Origin of the sequence: Gracilibacillus salinarum (assembly GCF_022919575.1) — a bacterium.
Classification (GTDB): domain Bacteria; phylum Bacillota; class Bacilli; order Bacillales; family Amphibacillaceae; genus Gracilibacillus; species Gracilibacillus salinarum.
Window position 1 is genome coordinate 229,586 of the sequence record NZ_CP095071.1, and the last position, 15,655, is coordinate 245,240.

The 15,655-nt window shown below is 39.1% G+C and carries 15 protein-coding genes and 1 pseudogene; 14 read left to right on the forward strand and 2 right to left on the reverse strand.

Annotated features, from left to right (window positions below; all coding sequences use genetic code 11):
- The 3 genes from rpe (at position 1) to spoVM (ending at position 1,530) form a co-directional block, all read left to right on the forward strand.
- Entirely contained in the window at positions 1 to 654 is a 654-nt protein-coding gene (rpe, locus tag MUN87_RS01075; protein ID WP_244745116.1) for a ribulose-phosphate 3-epimerase, read from the forward strand.
- Between the two features lie 23 nt (positions 655 to 677).
- Positions 678 to 1,328: a thiamine diphosphokinase gene (locus tag MUN87_RS01080; protein ID WP_244745141.1), complete on the forward strand. Its 651-nt coding sequence runs from the start codon at positions 678 to 680 to the stop codon at positions 1,326 to 1,328.
- A 124-nt stretch (positions 1,329 to 1,452) separates the two neighbouring features.
- A complete protein-coding gene (gene spoVM, locus MUN87_RS01085; protein ID WP_139251824.1) occupies positions 1,453 to 1,530 on the forward strand; it encodes a stage V sporulation protein SpoVM in 78 nt (25 codons plus the stop codon).
- A 375-nt stretch (positions 1,531 to 1,905) separates the two neighbouring features.
- Here spoVM and rpmB read toward each other — a convergent pair whose 3' ends face one another.
- Entirely contained in the window at positions 1,906 to 2,094 is a 189-nt protein-coding gene (gene rpmB / locus MUN87_RS01090) for a 50S ribosomal protein L28 (protein ID WP_244717640.1), read from the reverse strand.
- A 300-nt stretch (positions 2,095 to 2,394) separates the two neighbouring features.
- Here rpmB and MUN87_RS01095 point away from each other — a divergent pair, with 300 nt between their 5' ends.
- From MUN87_RS01095 to rnc, 9 genes are all read left to right on the forward strand, one after another.
- Complete coding sequence (locus MUN87_RS01095; RefSeq protein ID WP_244745144.1) at positions 2,395 to 2,757, forward strand: Asp23/Gls24 family envelope stress response protein; 363 nt, start codon at positions 2,395 to 2,397, stop codon at positions 2,755 to 2,757.
- Positions 2,758 to 2,828: 71 nt separating this feature from the next.
- Positions 2,829 to 4,490 carry a DAK2 domain-containing protein gene (locus MUN87_RS01100; RefSeq protein ID WP_439649641.1) on the forward strand — a complete coding sequence of 554 codons (1,662 nt, stop codon included), beginning with the start codon at positions 2,829 to 2,831 and terminating at the stop codon, positions 4,488 to 4,490.
- 257 nt (positions 4,491 to 4,747) lie between these two features.
- Positions 4,748 to 6,781 (forward strand): ATP-dependent DNA helicase RecG, encoded by a 2,034-nt coding sequence (gene recG, locus MUN87_RS01105; RefSeq protein WP_244747842.1) that lies wholly within the window; start codon positions 4,748 to 4,750, stop codon positions 6,779 to 6,781.
- A gap of 84 nt (positions 6,782 to 6,865) precedes the next feature.
- Entirely contained in the window at positions 6,866 to 7,447 is a 582-nt protein-coding gene (gene fapR, locus MUN87_RS01110; protein ID WP_244745177.1) for a transcription factor FapR, read from the forward strand.
- A complete protein-coding gene (gene plsX / locus MUN87_RS01115; protein ID WP_244745191.1) occupies positions 7,444 to 8,448 on the forward strand; it encodes a phosphate acyltransferase PlsX in 1,005 nt (334 codons plus the stop codon). The genes fapR and plsX overlap by 4 nt, the downstream gene beginning before the upstream one ends.
- A 3-nt stretch (positions 8,449 to 8,451) precedes the next feature.
- Positions 8,452 to 9,396, forward strand: coding sequence for an ACP S-malonyltransferase (gene fabD / locus MUN87_RS01120; protein ID WP_244745202.1), 945 nt, complete (start codon positions 8,452 to 8,454; stop codon positions 9,394 to 9,396).
- 6 nt (positions 9,397 to 9,402) lie between these two features.
- On the forward strand, positions 9,403 to 10,143 hold the full coding sequence (fabG, locus tag MUN87_RS01125; protein ID WP_244747843.1) for a 3-oxoacyl-[acyl-carrier-protein] reductase: 741 nt from the start codon (positions 9,403 to 9,405) through the stop codon (positions 10,141 to 10,143).
- A gap of 36 nt (positions 10,144 to 10,179) precedes the next feature.
- Positions 10,180 to 10,413: an acyl carrier protein gene (locus tag MUN87_RS01130; protein ID WP_244745204.1), complete on the forward strand. Its 234-nt coding sequence runs from the start codon at positions 10,180 to 10,182 to the stop codon at positions 10,411 to 10,413.
- A 253-nt stretch (positions 10,414 to 10,666) separates the two neighbouring features.
- Positions 10,667 to 11,353: a ribonuclease III gene (gene rnc / locus MUN87_RS01135; RefSeq protein ID WP_244745228.1), complete on the forward strand. Its 687-nt coding sequence runs from the start codon at positions 10,667 to 10,669 to the stop codon at positions 11,351 to 11,353.
- A 352-nt stretch (positions 11,354 to 11,705) separates the two neighbouring features.
- Here the strand turns inward: rnc and MUN87_RS01140 are convergent, their stop codons facing one another.
- Positions 11,706 to 11,927, reverse strand: coding sequence for a DUF1128 domain-containing protein (locus MUN87_RS01140; protein ID WP_244745253.1), 222 nt, complete (start codon positions 11,925 to 11,927; stop codon positions 11,706 to 11,708).
- A 148-nt stretch (positions 11,928 to 12,075) separates the two neighbouring features.
- Here MUN87_RS01140 and MUN87_RS22490 point away from each other — a divergent pair.
- Positions 12,076 to 13,176: pseudogene (locus MUN87_RS22490) on the forward strand (chromosome segregation SMC family protein); the annotation flags it as partial.
- A 122-nt stretch (positions 13,177 to 13,298) separates the two neighbouring features.
- Positions 13,299 to 15,641, forward strand: coding sequence for a chromosome segregation protein SMC (gene smc / locus MUN87_RS01145; protein WP_439649642.1), 2,343 nt, complete (start codon positions 13,299 to 13,301; stop codon positions 15,639 to 15,641).
- Positions 15,642 to 15,655: the final 14 nt, after the last annotated feature.

Genomic DNA, 15,655 nt, shown 5'->3' on the forward strand with positions numbered 1-15,655 from the left:
ATGAGCACGAAAATCGCACCATCGATATTATCTGCGAATTTTTCTATTTTAAAAGAGGAAATTGAAGATGTCATTCAAGGAGGCGCAGATTATATCCACATAGATGTCATGGATGGTCATTTTGTACCTAATATTACGTTTGGACCAGTGGTTTTATCATCCATTCGTCCGCTGACAGATGCTACACTAGATGTCCATCTTATGATTGAGGAGCCTGATCGCTATATTCAAGAATTTGCTGATGCTGGCGCAGATATAATCACCGTACATGTGGAGGCATGCAGGCACTTACATCGTACCATTCATTTGATTAAGGAAGCTGGTGTGAAACCAGGTGTTGTAATGAATCCAGCCACACCAGTCGAAATGATTAAACCAATTTTGAAAGATGTAGAGCTTGTGTTGTTTATGACAGTCAATCCGGGATTTGGTGGACAAGTCTTTATTCCAGAAGTGTTAGAAAAGGTACAACAAGCGGTAAAGTGGAGAGAAGAATTAGGTTTAGCTTTCGAAATCGAGGTCGATGGTGGTGTGAACGAAATGACGGCCAAGCAGTGTATCGATGCCGGAGTAGATGTATTAGTTGCAGGTAGTGCCATTTTTAATGAACAAGATCGTCAAGGTGCTATAGATAAAATACGAAATCATGAGTAATTCGTGTAGAAAGGCTGTTCATTATGCACATCGGTATTGTAGCAGGCGGTCCTGAACAAACGTTAAGCCAATTAACCACTTTTCAATCAACTGTTGACTATTGGATAGGTGCTGATAAAGGTGCCTTATACATAGTTAGAAACGAACTTCCGCTCGATATGGCAATTGGTGATTTTGATTCCATTACCCCTGATGAGAAGAAATTGGTACAACAATATGCTGCCAGGTATCAAGAATATCCATCAGCAAAAAATGAAACGGATCTGGAATTAGCTGTTTCTCATGCACTTCATCTTGAACCTGAAGCCATTTCAATCTTCGGTGCTACAGGCAAACGGTTAGATCATGAAATGGCCAATCTGCAGTTACTGTACTTGTTATTAGAAAAAAATATTAAAGCAATGCTGTTTGATCAAGATAACGCTATTTCTATTTATAAACCAGGGACTTACAAAATCGAGGCAAATGCTTCAGAACTGATTTCTTTTGTCCCTCTCTCTAAACATGTAGAAGGATTAACATTACGTGATTTCGCATACCCTTTGGAAGATTACACGTTAACGTGGGGAAGTACTCGATGTATCTCTAATAAAATAATTGGATCTCAAGGTACTTTTTTATTTAATGATGGCATATTAATAATGATAAAGAGTACGGAGGAGGAACCTACGTAAATTATTCAATAAATATTGAAACCTATGCAAATTTAGGCGTGTCTCCTCATAAGCTGTATAAGAACCGATTTACAACTGATCAAAAAAAGTGTTTATGTCTTCTGGAGTGAAGAGGAGGGGTATGATGAAATTCTATACGATTAAACTCCCACGTTTTCTTGGAGGATTCATCCGAGCATTGTTGGGATCTGGCAAAAAATAAGCAAGTTTTTGTTTGGCAGTAAAGATTGACATCTGTAAGTCCACTCTCATTACAGATGTCCGGCTTGTTGAGCAATGCCAGTCAGTGGAAGTTGCGTGCTATTATTGTATACTTATCAAAGAGTTTGTTTACGTAGCTAGATAAGAAAAGACCGGGCGATCGCCCGGTCTTTTCCTTAACTATGAAACAAATGTATCCAGGTATGTCAATGAGTTCGGCAAAACGTGTCACAATCACCACTAAGCTGATAGTTTACATAATCCATATTATAGAAACTCAGCTTCATGTTCGGTTGTGACTGCATGTTTATGCTTTCTTGACCAATGAAAAAAAGCCCCTGCTGAACAGGAGCCTTTTTACAAGTTATTCATAAAATTATACGCGTTCTACTTTGCCAGATTTAAGCGCACGAGCAGAAACATATACACGTTGAGGTTTACCGTCAACCATGATTCTAACTTTCTGTACGTTTGCTTTCCAATTACGCTTATTTGCATTCATAGCGTGTGAACGTTTATTTCCTGAAGTCGTTTTACGACCAGTTACGACACATTTACGTCCCATAATTTTGTTCCCTCCTACTGCACTAACTCAATTCATACTTATCTAATTTATCATATAATGGTTCTTTTTGCAATTTGATTTATCAAATATACGATAAAATTCCCAACAAAACTCTAAACTGTGGCAGGAACAAACAACTATAGGAAAATATAATGAGATTGCTTGACATGAAGGTGATTTTCATACATTCTATAATGGAATACCCTTATTTCTCTTGTAATTAGAAACAGCCATTAACTATATAAAGCTTGAAAATCTCAAAGCACTTTTCTTTTATCTATACATAGAGGAGGATGAAGGATGTCTATCGAATTAACTACTGCAGATGGTCATGTGACCATTACAAATGAGGTAATTGCAACGATAGCAGGAGGCGCTGCTATTGAATGCTATGGAATTGTTGGAATGGCATCGAAGAAGCAATTGCGAGACGGAATCGCAGAAATATTAAGAAAAGAGAATTTTTCAAGAGGTGTGATTGTTCGGCAAGAAGGGGAGGCCGTGCACATTGACATGTATATCATTGTCAGCTATGGCACGAAAATTTCGGAAGTTGCACATAATGTTCAATCACAGGTAAAATATAACCTTGAAAAAACGCTTGGTTTAAAAATAAGTTCTATTAATATTTATATTCAGGGTGTACGTGTGATTCAGGATTAAGAACTTTTGTGAGAACAATTCCTGCGAAGTAGGTTATATAATGGAAATGGAGCAGAGGGAGGAACATGCAAGTGACGCATAATAAAATTGACGCAGCATTATTTGCCAATATGGTCATAACAGGCGCAACGCATTTGTCAAATAATGCCGATAAAATTGATGCATTAAATGTTTTTCCAGTACCGGATGGCGATACTGGAACAAATATGAATTTATCGATAACTTCTGGAGCGAATGAAGTAAAGAAGGCGAATAAGGATAGTGTATTAGAGGTGGCCAATGCTTTTGCAAAAGGATTGTTAATGGGGGCCAGAGGTAATTCTGGTGTAATTCTGTCTCAGATTTTCAGAGGTTTTGCCAAGGGCTTGGAAGGAAAAGAAGAATTAGATATAGACAGCTTTGTTACGGCTCTTGAGAGCGGTGTGAATACGGCTTATAAAGCAGTTATGAAACCTGTGGAAGGTACAATTCTCACTGTCGCCAAAGATACAGCTCATGATGCAAAAGAAATTGCCAAACAAGAGGAAGACATTGAATCGTTTTTAGAAAAAGTAGTCCAGGCTGCCAAGAAATCATTGAAACGCACTCCTGAATTATTGCCCGTTTTGAAAGAGGTAGGCGTAGTTGATAGTGGTGGACAAGGTTTGGTCGTTATTTATGAGGGATTTTTGGCTGGCTTGAAAGGGGAAGAAGTCCCGCAGTCACATGATGAAACAATGGACTTAGACGACCTTGTCAACGCTGAGCATCATAAGCTGGCGCAAGATTACATGAGTACAGATGACATAGAATTTGGCTATTGTACCGAATTCATGGTGCGGTTTGAGGATGATAAATTAAGCGAACATCCTTATGACGAAGCAAAGTTCAGAGAAGAACTTAGCGAACATGGCGATTCCTTGTTAGTTGTATCAGATGATGAAATCGTCAAAGTGCATATCCATGCAGAATATCCAGGTGATGTGTTTAATTTGGGCCAACGTTTTGGGAGCTTTATTAATCTAAAAGTAGAGAATATGCGTGAACAGCATTCGAAAATTGTAGAACCAAAACAGGAAAAGCCGAAAGCGAAGCAACCGTTTGGCGTTGTAACCGTTGCGATGGGAACAGGATTAACGGAATTGCTGAAGAGCTTGGGAGCTACAGTAGTGATCCAGGGTGGTCAGACGATGAACCCGAGTACACAGGATATTGCTAATGCTATTACGGAAGCTAATGCTGAGCAAGTAATTGTTTTGCCTAACAATAAAAATATTGTGATGGCCGCTGAACAAGCAGCAGAATTGGCAGAGGTTAATGTTGCTGTGGTACCGACTAAAACGATCCCGCAAGGAATGGCTGCGATGCTATCCTATAATCCGGAGAATTCACTGGCAGAGAATCAAGAGGCAATGGCTGAAGCAAGCAGTCACGTGAAGACAGGTCAAATAACGTATGCGGTTAGAGATACGCAAATCGATGGAATGACCATTGAGAACGGACACTATATGGGATTGGCTGATGGGAAAATCAAAGTAACTGATGCGGATCAGCTAACGGTTATTCAATCATTATTAAGAGAGCTGATCGATCCTGAAGAAGACGAAATTGTTACCGTTATAAGCGGGCAAGAGTCTTCTGAAGAAGAGGAACAGGCAATTATTGCATTTATTGAAACTGAATTTGAAGATGTTGAGGTTGAAGTACATCAAGGAGACCAACCGATTTATTCTTATATTTTTTCAATAGAATAAATAGAATTCAGGCTGTCTAGGAAGGTTTTGGGCAAGCGAATGCTGATAACACACAAAGCGATTTTCAGTTGCATCATTCCCTGTAATAAGGGAGGCTGCTGAATACTGGCTCTTTAGAAAAAGTTAGAAGGACAAGCTCCCTTGATGGAGTCCGCAGTGTTGACAGTACAGCATGAAACCTTTTGGACAGCCATTTTTATTTTTCAAAGATACGATGTTTATCCAAATTCTACTGGGAGTAAGAGAGTGTGAATACCATGAATCAACTATCCGTACAACAAATAAAAGGTGTCGGACCAAAATTGGCCGAAACTTTGGAACAGATTAATATTCATACAGTGGAAGACCTTTTGTATTATTTTCCTAACCGTTATGATCATTATGAACAGAAACCACTTCATGAATTAATTCATAATGAAAAAGTAACCATTGTAGGCGAGGTATTGCAGGAGCCTATGGTCACGTTCTACGGTCGAAAGAAATCACGTCTGACAGTCAATATTCGTGTCGATGGAGCGGTAGTCAAAGGTGTTATGTTTAATCGGGCATTTGCCAAGAAACACTTTGTGCCCGGCGAAACGATTTCTGTAAATGGGAAATGGGATCAGCACAGGCTGCAAATTACCATCGATCAATATAAGAAAGGAAGTATGGATGCAAGTAATCCGATTTCTCCGATATATTCTTCTAAAGGCGACATAAAGAATGCGCAATTCCAAAAAATAATCAAGCAAATAATTCAAGATTATCAAGAGGAAATTAGCGAGTTTATGCCAACCCCGTTCCTAACAAAGTACAAGCTGCCAGATCGATTCACCGGTTTTTCAGAAATGCATTTTCCAAGTTCCTTTCAGCAGCTTAAACATGCGAAACGACGATTTATCTATGAAGAATTATTGTTATTTCAAATAAAAATGCAGCTCTATCGAAAACGAAATCGTGAAGCAACTCAAGGAAATGCGCAAGTTATTAATATGGAGCAAGTAAAACATTTAATACAGCAGTTTCCTTTTGCCCTTACAGAAGCTCAAAAAAAATCACTTGCTGATATTTTTCGGGATTTGCATTCTCCCTACCGGATGAATCGATTATTGCAGGGCGATGTAGGTTCAGGGAAGACAGCGGTGGCGGTGATCAGTTTATATGGAACAGTAACTGCTGGCAAACAGGTAGCATTTATGGTTCCAACAGAAATTCTTGCAGAACAGCATGAAGTATCACTGAAAGAACTATTACCGAATGAAGTGAAAATCCACCGATTAACTGGCTCGATCAAGGGTAAGAAAAGACAACAGATTCTGTCTGATATAGAAGATGGAAGTTGTCAAGTAGTGATCGGTACTCATGCTCTGATTCAAGATGATGTGCATTTTGACGATTTAGCATACGTCATCATTGATGAACAGCACCGATTTGGTGTCCATCAACGAAACACCTTAAGGGAAAAAGGTATTCTCGCCGATATGCTTTATATGACCGCTACACCGATTCCTCGCACGTTATCCATTACTGCATTTGGTGATATGGACGTATCCAAAATTGACGAAATGCCTAAGGGGAGAAAACCAGTTGAAACATATTGGGTAAAACAAAATATGTTTGAACGAACAGTCAATTTCATTTATAAAGAAATAAAAAAAGGTTCACAGGCTTATATTATTTGTCCATTAATTGAGGAGTCGGATAAGTTAGATATCCAAAATGCTTTGGACCTATTTGTTCAATTACAGGAAGTGTTACAAGGAAAAGCTACCGTTGGATTAATGCATGGCAGATTGTCAACAGAAGAAAAAGAACAAGTAATGCTAGATTTTGCTTCCAACAATGTCCAAATTTTAGTCTCTACAACTGTTGTAGAAGTAGGTGTCAATGTTCCGAATGCGACAGTGATGATGATACAGGATGCTGACCGTTTCGGTTTGTCACAGCTCCATCAATTGAGAGGACGTGTCGGGAGAGGCGAGAAACAGAGCTACTGTATATTAGTAGCTGATCCTAAAGGCGAAACAGGCAAAGAACGGATGCGGATCATGACGGAAACGACGGATGGATTCGAATTAGCTGAACGAGATCTTGAATTAAGAGGTCCCGGTGATCTTTTTGGTGTAAAGCAAAGTGGTCTTCCAGAGTTTAAATTAGCCGATCTTGTCCACGATTACCGTGCATTGGAAACAGCTCGTACAGACGCAATCGAACTGGTAGAACATCAATTTTGGAAAGATGCTGATTATCAAAGTTTGTTTGATTATTTGCAGAAAGAATTAGATTTAGATAAGCAGACACTTGCATAAATGGCTATGGTATTATATATTACTATTAGTACCTAGTCATAATTTTTTGAAAAGCGGATGACATGTAAATGGACGGTGGAGTACATGAAACGGAACAAAAAGGAACGGCAGTTATTGCTAAAGGATACAATAGAAGAAAAACCGTTTATTACCGATGAAACGTTAGCGAAAATGTTTGCGGTCAGTATCCAGACAATACGATTAGATCGCATGGAATTAAATATTCCTGAACTGAGAGAACGTATTAAATCTGTTGCAACCAACAATTGGAATGAAACAGTTAAAGCGTTGCCGATAGATGAAGTGATCGGTGAAATTATAGATCTTGAGTTAGATGAAAGAGCTATTTCTATTTTGGATATTACCGCAGAGCATGTTTTCTCACGGAACAAAATTGCCCGAGGTCACCATTTATTTGCTCAGGCTAATTCACTTGCAGTTGCCGTTATCAACGACGAATTAGCATTGACAGCAAATGCTGATATTAAATTTACCAGACAAGTGGTGCAGGGAGAGAGAGTGATCGCAAAAGCAAGAGTGAAAGAAGTAACTTCTTCTAACCGTACTGCTGTAGAAATCCAAAGTTACGTCGATAATGAAACAGTCTTTACGGGACTCTTTGAAATGTTTCGATCGAATGATAATAAGGAAGGGGAACAATCATGAGAATTGCAATAGATGCGATGGGTGGTGACCATGCACCAAAGGAAATTGTCCTTGGTGCGATGAAAGCCATCGAACATTTTGATCAGCTTCACTTAACACTTATAGGTGATGAAAATGCGATGAAGCCCTATCTGAAAAGTAATGACCGAGTTGACATTATACATACGACTGAAAAAATAACAAGTGAAGATGAGCCGGTAAAAGCAGTTCGTCGCAAAAAGAATGCCTCGATGGTATTAATGGCAAATGAAGTGAAAGCGGGTCGTGCTGATGCTTGTATATCTGCAGGTAACACAGGTGCGCTTATGAGTGCTGGGTTGTTTATCGTTGGGCGAATTAAAGGGATTGATCGTCCTGCGCTAAGCCCCACACTTCCAACCGTAAATGGAGATGGATTCCTCCTGCTAGATGTAGGCGCCAATGTGGAAGCAAAGCCGCAGCACCTTCAGCAATACGCTCTGATGGGATCAATCTATATGGAGAAAGTCCGCCAAATGGAAAAGCCACGTGTAGGACTTCTAAATGTCGGTACAGAAAAAGGTAAAGGCAATGATCTTACCAAAAAAGCATTTGACTTAATGCAGGAACTGCCGATTCATTTCGTTGGTAATGTAGAAGCACGCGACTTATTAAATGGTGTCGCAGATGTCGTGGTAACAGATGGATTTAGTGGTAATATCGCGTTGAAAACCGTTGAAGGTACTGCTCTAACAATGTTTTCCATGATTAAAGAAGTATTTACGACAAATACCAAAACGAAAATTGCGGCACTGCTGGCAAAAAATGATATGAAGGGCTTAAAGAACAAGCTTGATTATTCTGAATATGGCGGAGCTGCATTGTTCGGTCTTGCAGCACCAGTAGTTAAGGCACATGGTTCTTCCAACCAGCAAGCGATTTTTAGTGCAATTCAGCAGACTGTTCAAATAGTAGAGAAAGAAGTTATTACGAAAATTGAAGCGGAAGTTCAGCAGCTTCAAGCTAGTAACGGGGAGGAATAAGTCGTGAAAAAAGTAGCATTCATTTATCCTGGCCAAGGCTCGCAAGCAGTAGGCATGGGACAAGATTTATATGATAATTATCAGCAGGTTAGAGAATTATTTGATCAGGCGAATGAAGTTCTGGGTTTTAATCTGACTGATATTATGTTTGAAGGTCCTAAGGAAACTCTTACGAAAACAGAAAATACGCAGCCAGCACTTTTATTAGTAAGTGCAGCAATTACGCAATTACTAAAGGAACAAGGTATTCATCCTTCCGTAACAGGTGGTCACAGTTTGGGAGAATACAGTGCACTTGTGGCAGCGAATGCTTTACCAGTAACCGAGGCAGTTGAACTTGTACACCAACGTGGGAAGCTGATGGAGAATGCGTATCCAGCTGGAAAAGGTGCAATGGCAGCTGTGCTTGGGCTCGATAAGACGACGCTGCAAGAAACATTAACACATATTCACGAGCAAACAGATGAAGTGATTGAAATAGCAAATATTAATTGCCCTGGTCAAATAGTTGTGTCAGGTTCACAGAAGGCTGTTGATGTCGCGGTCGAACAACTGAAGGAAGCGGGAGCTAAGCGAGTATTACCACTAGCTGTAAGTGGTCCGTTTCATTCGAGTCTAATGAAACCTGCAGCTGAACAATTTAGTGAACTTGTTCAGAATGTGAATTGGACGGATACGACGATTCCAGTATATGCAAATGTAACAGCGGACAAAGTAACCAGCCAGGAACAAATTAAGCAGTTACTGGTAGAACAGTTATATTCTCCAGTCAGATTTGAAGAAATAATTGAGCAGTTGTTGGATGAATCGCTTGATGCCATTGTTGAAGTAGGCAGCGGTAAAGTATTAACGGGACTGGTAAAGAAAGTGAATCGTAGAATGACTACCTTTGCCGTACAGGATGATGCTTCCTTACAAGCATTTATCGAATGGATAAAGGAGGATTAACAGATGATGTTAAAAGATCAAGTTGCACTTGTTACAGGTGCATCACGTGGAATCGGTCGAGAGATTGCGTTAACTTTTGCTAGAAACGGTGCAAAAGTAGTGGTAAACTACTCTGGTAGTGAAGAAAAAGCGCAAGCTGTGGTTAACGAGATCATAGAGAATGGTGGAGAAGCGATTAAACTTCAGGCGAATGTCAGTGACGAAGCTGATGTGAAAGCTATGGTGAAAGAGACAATCCAAGCGTTCGGGAGTCTTGATATCCTCGTGAATAATGCAGGTATCACGAAAGATAATTTGCTAATGCGAATGAGTGAAGCAGACTTTGAAGATGTAATAGATATCAATCTCAAAGGTGTCTTCCTGACTACCAAGGCGGTTTCCCGTCAAATGATGAAACAGCGGCAAGGTCGAATTATTAATGTATCCTCTGTTGTTGGCATCAGCGGTAATCCGGGACAGGCCAACTATGTTTCTGCAAAAGCCGGTGTCATAGGATTAACTAAGTCGACAGCTAAGGAATTTGCTGCTCGTAATATATTAGTCAATGCCATTGCACCTGGTTTTATTGCAACAGATATGACTGATAAATTAACGGAAGAACAGAAAGAACAAATGCTTTCTTTAATCCCTTTAAACAAATTAGGTAAAGCGGAAGATGTAGCGAACGTAGCTCTGTTTTTGGCTTCTGAACAATCCAACTATATTACAGGTCAAACCATTCAAGTTGATGGTGGTATGATCATGTAATAGAATGGACTTGATCTTTGAAAGGAGGTGACGAGAATGTCCGAAACTTTTGACAAAGTAAAGCAAATCGTTGTTGACCGTCTTGACGTAGACGAAGAGAAAGTAACACTAGAAGCATCTTTTAAAGATGATTTAGAAGCAGATTCATTAGATGTAGTGGAACTTGTGATGGAACTTGAAGACGAGTTTGACCTTGAAATTGCTGATGAAGATGCAGAAAAAATCGCTACAGTAGGTGATGCTGTAAAATACATAGACAGCAACCAATAATATGTAACCATCTAAGAAAGTCTTACCGTAGTAAGACTTTCTTAGTATTTAATTACCTTAAATATAATTGATCAACAGCGGATAACTCAAGGCAGTGATGAACGAGAAAAAGAACAAACACTTCTGCTGTCGACTTAAAGACTGGCAATCGTCATTTCCTCTAGTGGGAAACCTTTACAGAAAAGGTTGGCGTATCGCCATATTTCCTTTATAATAGTGTCAATGATTGAAATCATGTTGGTAGGTGAAGAAAGTGTCAGATTTGAAATTGCTTCAGAAGGAACTGAATATTTGGTTTAAAGATGAAAAACTATTAAGACAAGCTTTTACTCATTCATCTTATGTGAATGAGCACCGGAAAAAGAATCTGCTTGATAATGAGAGATTGGAATTTTTAGGTGATGCTGTATTGGAATTAGGTGTTTCTCAATACCTTTACCGAGAATTCGGTCATTTTGCTGAAGGGGATTTAACGAAACTTCGAGCATCCATTGTATGTGAACCAGCACTCGTCACATTCGCGGAAACGTTAGACTTTAGTAAATACGTATTATTGGGCAAAGGTGAAGAAATGACAGGTGGCCGTAATCGTCCCGCTCTTCTGGCAGATGTTTTTGAAGCATTTATAGGTGCTTTATACTTGGATCAAGGGTATGATCAGGTGATTCATTTCTTGAAGAAATATGTCTATCCTGAGATTACAACCGGTGTTTTTTCTCATACGATGGATTATAAAAGTCAATTGCAAGAAACTGTACAACAGCATAAAAATAGATTAGTGGAGTATAGTATTGTTGATGAAAAAGGACCTGCACATGATCGGGAATTTTTCGCTGTTGTCACTATCAACGGACAGACTGCTGGAAAAGGTGTTGGCAGAACCAAAAAGGAAGCAGAACAACGCGCAGCCAAACAAGCCCTCGATGCACTTCCACAATAAGCACATAAATTCTATTATCAATGAAACGCTTAGTGGCTAATTGATAGTAGAATTTTTTATGCCAATAAAAAAAGTAGGTTTGTTTAATACAGAAAATATAAAGTGGAATTGTATCAAAATCTGGAAATTGATAGGTTGTATTTGCTTAGCAAAGCTCCAAAAAATTGCTCTACCTCCTATGGGAACGGCTTCAGCCGTGCCTCGCTGGATGCAAAGTGGTTGGCCAGATTGGTATCACAGCACATCAACCATTTCAAAATTGCCGCTAAGCAGCTAGACATAAACCGTAATAAGATATGTTAATAAAAACTCGGATGTCCTTATGGAGGCATCCGAGTTTTTGCGATAGGTTTTATTTTCGGTATTGTCGTAATTCAGTGATAAAGGCTTGTGTTTCTGCTACGGTTAAGCCGCCTTTTTGTTTAAGTAAATCATAGAGTTCTTTAAGCTCATCATAATGCTTCATATCATAATCGTCCGGATTCATAATCGAATCATTGACGACTTGCAGCATTCTTCCCATTTCCTGAATGATATAAGCTAAATTTTCTTCTGTTTTTTCTTCTAAATGCAATTCTATTCACTCCTAATATGTATTTTATAGGATCTTCCTTCTCTTACTCTAGTCTTTATGATAAAATAAATAAGTTGAAAAGCAAAGGATTAATTATAATCCAATCTTGATTTTCCGCGATGAAATGATATAAATAGGAGTTTTATAAATGTATTTAAAACAATTAGATACAATTGGTTTTAAATCTTTCGCTGAGCGAATTAAAGTCGAATTTGTACCTGGTGTTACGGCCGTAGTAGGCCCGAATGGAAGTGGAAAGAGTAATATTACCGATGCAATTCGCTGGGTACTCGGAGAACAATCAGCTAGATCTCTTCGTGGTGCCAAAATGGAAGATATAATCTTCCAGGGAAGTGAATCGCGCAGAGCCCTAAATGTTGCCGAAGTAACGTTGGTATTGGATAACTCAGATAACCGGCTTCCCGTTGACTATCAGGAAGTAAGTGTTACAAGAAGAGTGTACCGTTCAGGCGAAAGTGAATTTTTAATGAATAAACAGCCATGTCGCTTAAAAGATATTACGGAACTTTTTATGGATTCGGGATTAGGAAGAGAAGCTTTCTCCATAATAAGCCAAGGGAAAGTGGAAGAGATCCTAAGCTCTAAATCAGAAGAACGACGAGTAATTTTCGAAGAAGCAGCAGGTGTATTGAAATATAAAAACAGAAAGAAACAGGCAGAGTATAAACTAGCAGAAACACAAGAAAATTTGAACCGTGTAGAAGATATTATTTATGAAATCGATGGGCAATTGGAGCCATTGGCACAGCAAGCATCGATCGCAAAAGAGTATCTGTCCCAAAAAGAACGACTGACGAATGTAGAAGTCGGCTTACTGGCAAAAGAAATTGAACAGTTGAATAATCAGTGGGAAGCCTCTGAGCAGGATTTAACCAAGAAGCGTGCTGATTTAAATGGCAAGCAGCAATGGATTCAGTCTCACGAACAAAAGAGTATGCAATTGAAGCAGGAAGTCCAGCAAGCAGATGAACAAATTACAAAATTACAGGAAACCTTATTAGTTGCAACACAAGAGTTAGAGAATCTTGAAGGTAACAAGAAGATCTTTCATGAAAGACTTCAGCATTTTCAAGAAAATAAAACGAATTTAGAACGGGATATCATCGAAACACGTGAAAAGAAAGAAGCACTTGTGGAACAGTTGCAGCAAGAACAACAGATTTTAGATCAGTATAAACAAGAGAACCATTCCTTAACGAAACAGATTAATACGATAAATGAACAATTAGAAAAAGGTAAAAATACAATCGAAGAAGATATTGAAACACTGAAGAGTGATTATATTGAACTGTTAAATGAGCAGGCAGCGAAACGTAATGAAAAAAATTCGATTCAGCAGCAATTAGAAAAATGGAAGGCAAAAAGAATGTTCAATCCAGTAAATGGCAACATTTATATGAGGAACGCAGTGAACTTGTCCAAGCAGTCGAGCGAACAGAAGCTGTAGTAAACCAGGAGAGCAAAGCGTTACAAGAAGTACAAGAATCGTATCAGCAAACCGAGCGAAAGGTATCTGCAGAAGATAAAATGCTCGACGATATGCAACAGAAATTATATAAAGGATATCAAATGCTCGAGAATTTGAAATCTAAGAAAGAAATGCTCGAAGACTTGAAAGAAGATTTCCAAGGCTTTTATTTTGGAGTCAAAGAAGTGTTGAAGGCTCGTGAACAGCGTGAATTATCAGGTATCCATGGTGCAATACCTGAGCTTATTGAATTTGATGATCAGCTGGTTGAAGCGATGGAGACAGCATTGGGTGCACAAGCTCAGCATGTCGTTGTCGATACAGAAAAATCAGCACGTGAAGCCATTCAATGGCTAAAAAAAACAAATAAAGGGCGCGCAACCTTCTTACCTATTAATGCGATGAAACCGAAACAAATACCGGCTAATTTCGTTGAAATGCTCAAACAAGATGATGAATTTGTTGGGGTAGCCGTAGATTTAATTCAATTTGATTCTACATATCAAACCGTAATGGGGGCACTATTAGGAAATGTTATCATTTCTAGAACATTAGAAGGTGCCAACCGTTTCGCCCAGCAGACTGGCAGGAGGTATCGGATTGTCACATTAGATGGTGATGTCGTAAACCCTGGAGGCTCCATGTCTGGTGGTGCCAAGAAAAAGAATAACCAGTCATTATTTACGAGAGATCGTGAACTAAAGACATTAACTAAAAAGTACAAGGAATACCAGGTACGCGTGACCGATTACGAAAAACAACTGCAAACACAAAAAGAATCACTGACAGAATTGCGTGCGCAAAAAGACACTCTGTACCAAAAGCTGGATGAATTACGTATGAGTCATCAAAAGCATCAAAGTGAGTATAAAGAGTCTAAATTATCACTTGAACATTTGAATGATCAGCTATCTATTTATGATCAGGATAAGATGCAACAGGAACAGGACAGGAAACTGTTAGAAGAACAACAAACCAAGATTGATGCTGATTTAGAATCGCTGGACGAGCGCTTAACTACCCTTGATCAGAAGATTGAAACCTTAACAGACCAGCTTCAAAACTTTGAGGCGAAAGAAGAGGAATTGAAGCACAATCTTCAACGATTACAAGTACAGCAGGCTGAAGTAAAAAGTCAGTTAACTAACCAAAAAGAAAAAGTTGCAAAAACAGAATCGGAAATGGCAGAATATCAGGAAGTGCAAAACTCGAAAGAAAAACAATTGCAGCAACTGATTGATGTGAAAAATAGTCAACAGACGGAAGATGAGATTGAGCAACAAATTGAAGATAAAAAACAGCAAAAACAAAGTAGCCAGGAATCGTTGCAAGAACTAAGAGATACTCGTTCTGCAAGTCAGCAAAACGTGAACACACTTGATGAATCAATCAGACTTGCACAAAAAGAAGAATATGATTTGCAGCAAAACATTCAAGCAATAGAAATTAGTCGAAATCGCTTAGATCTCGATTTGGATAACAGGCTGCAACTGCTGGAGAATGAGTACAGCATGACCTTCGAAAAAGCAAAGGCAGATTTTCCTGCACCAGATAATTTAGAGAATGCCAAAGAGCAAGTAAAACTGATTAAAAAATCAATTGAAGAACTTGGTACTGTGAATATTGGGGCAATTGAGGAATATGACCGGATTAAAGAACGGTATGAATTTCTGACAAGCCAGCAAACAGATCTCGTCGAAGCCAAACGGACCTTATACGAAATTATTGCTGAAATGGATGAGGAGATGACGCGACGGTTCGATGAAACCTTCTCACAAATCAAAGAAGAATTCACAGTTGTCTTCCAACGATTATTTGGTGGAGGGCATGCAGAACTGAAATTAACCGATCCGGATCAGTTATTGGAGACGGGCGTTGATATTATTGCCCAGCCTCCAGGTAAGAAGTTACAGCAATTAGGCTTGCTTTCAGGTGGTGAACGTGCCTTAACAGCCATTGCACTACTGTTTGCGATACTTCGCGTTCGTCCGGTGCCGTTCTGTGTGCTTGATGAAGTGGAAGCAGCACTTGATGAAGCGAATGTAGCGAGATTTGCCCAATATTTAAAACATTATAGTAAACATACGCAATTTATTGTCATTACACATCGTAAAGGTACAATGGAAGAAGCTGATGTATTATATGGTGTGACCATGCAAGAATCAGGTGTTTCCCGATTAGTGTCTGTGAAGCTGGAAGAAGCGCCGGAATTGTTAGAAGCATAAGCTGAGGAGGTTAT

Coding starts and splice junctions, on each gene's coding strand:
- rpe (WP_244745116.1), top strand. CDS start 1: ATGAGCACGAAAATCGCACCATCGATATTATCTGCGAATTTTTCTATT.
- MUN87_RS01080 (WP_244745141.1), top strand. CDS start 678: ATGCACATCGGTATTGTAGCAGGCGGTCCTGAACAAACGTTAAGCCAA.
- spoVM (WP_139251824.1), top strand. CDS start 1,453: ATGAAATTCTATACGATTAAACTCCCACGTTTTCTTGGAGGATTCATC.
- rpmB (WP_244717640.1), bottom strand. CDS start 2,094: ATGGGACGTAAATGTGTCGTAACTGGTCGTAAAACGACTTCAGGAAAT.
- MUN87_RS01095 (WP_244745144.1), top strand. CDS start 2,395: ATGTCTATCGAATTAACTACTGCAGATGGTCATGTGACCATTACAAAT.
- recG (WP_244747842.1), top strand. CDS start 4,748: ATGAATCAACTATCCGTACAACAAATAAAAGGTGTCGGACCAAAATTG.
- fapR (WP_244745177.1), top strand. CDS start 6,866: ATGAAACGGAACAAAAAGGAACGGCAGTTATTGCTAAAGGATACAATA.
- plsX (WP_244745191.1), top strand. CDS start 7,444: ATGAGAATTGCAATAGATGCGATGGGTGGTGACCATGCACCAAAGGAA.
- fabG (WP_244747843.1), top strand. CDS start 9,403: ATGTTAAAAGATCAAGTTGCACTTGTTACAGGTGCATCACGTGGAATC.
- MUN87_RS01130 (WP_244745204.1), top strand. CDS start 10,180: ATGTCCGAAACTTTTGACAAAGTAAAGCAAATCGTTGTTGACCGTCTT.
- smc (WP_439649642.1), top strand. CDS start 13,299: ATGGAAGGCAAAAAGAATGTTCAATCCAGTAAATGGCAACATTTATAT.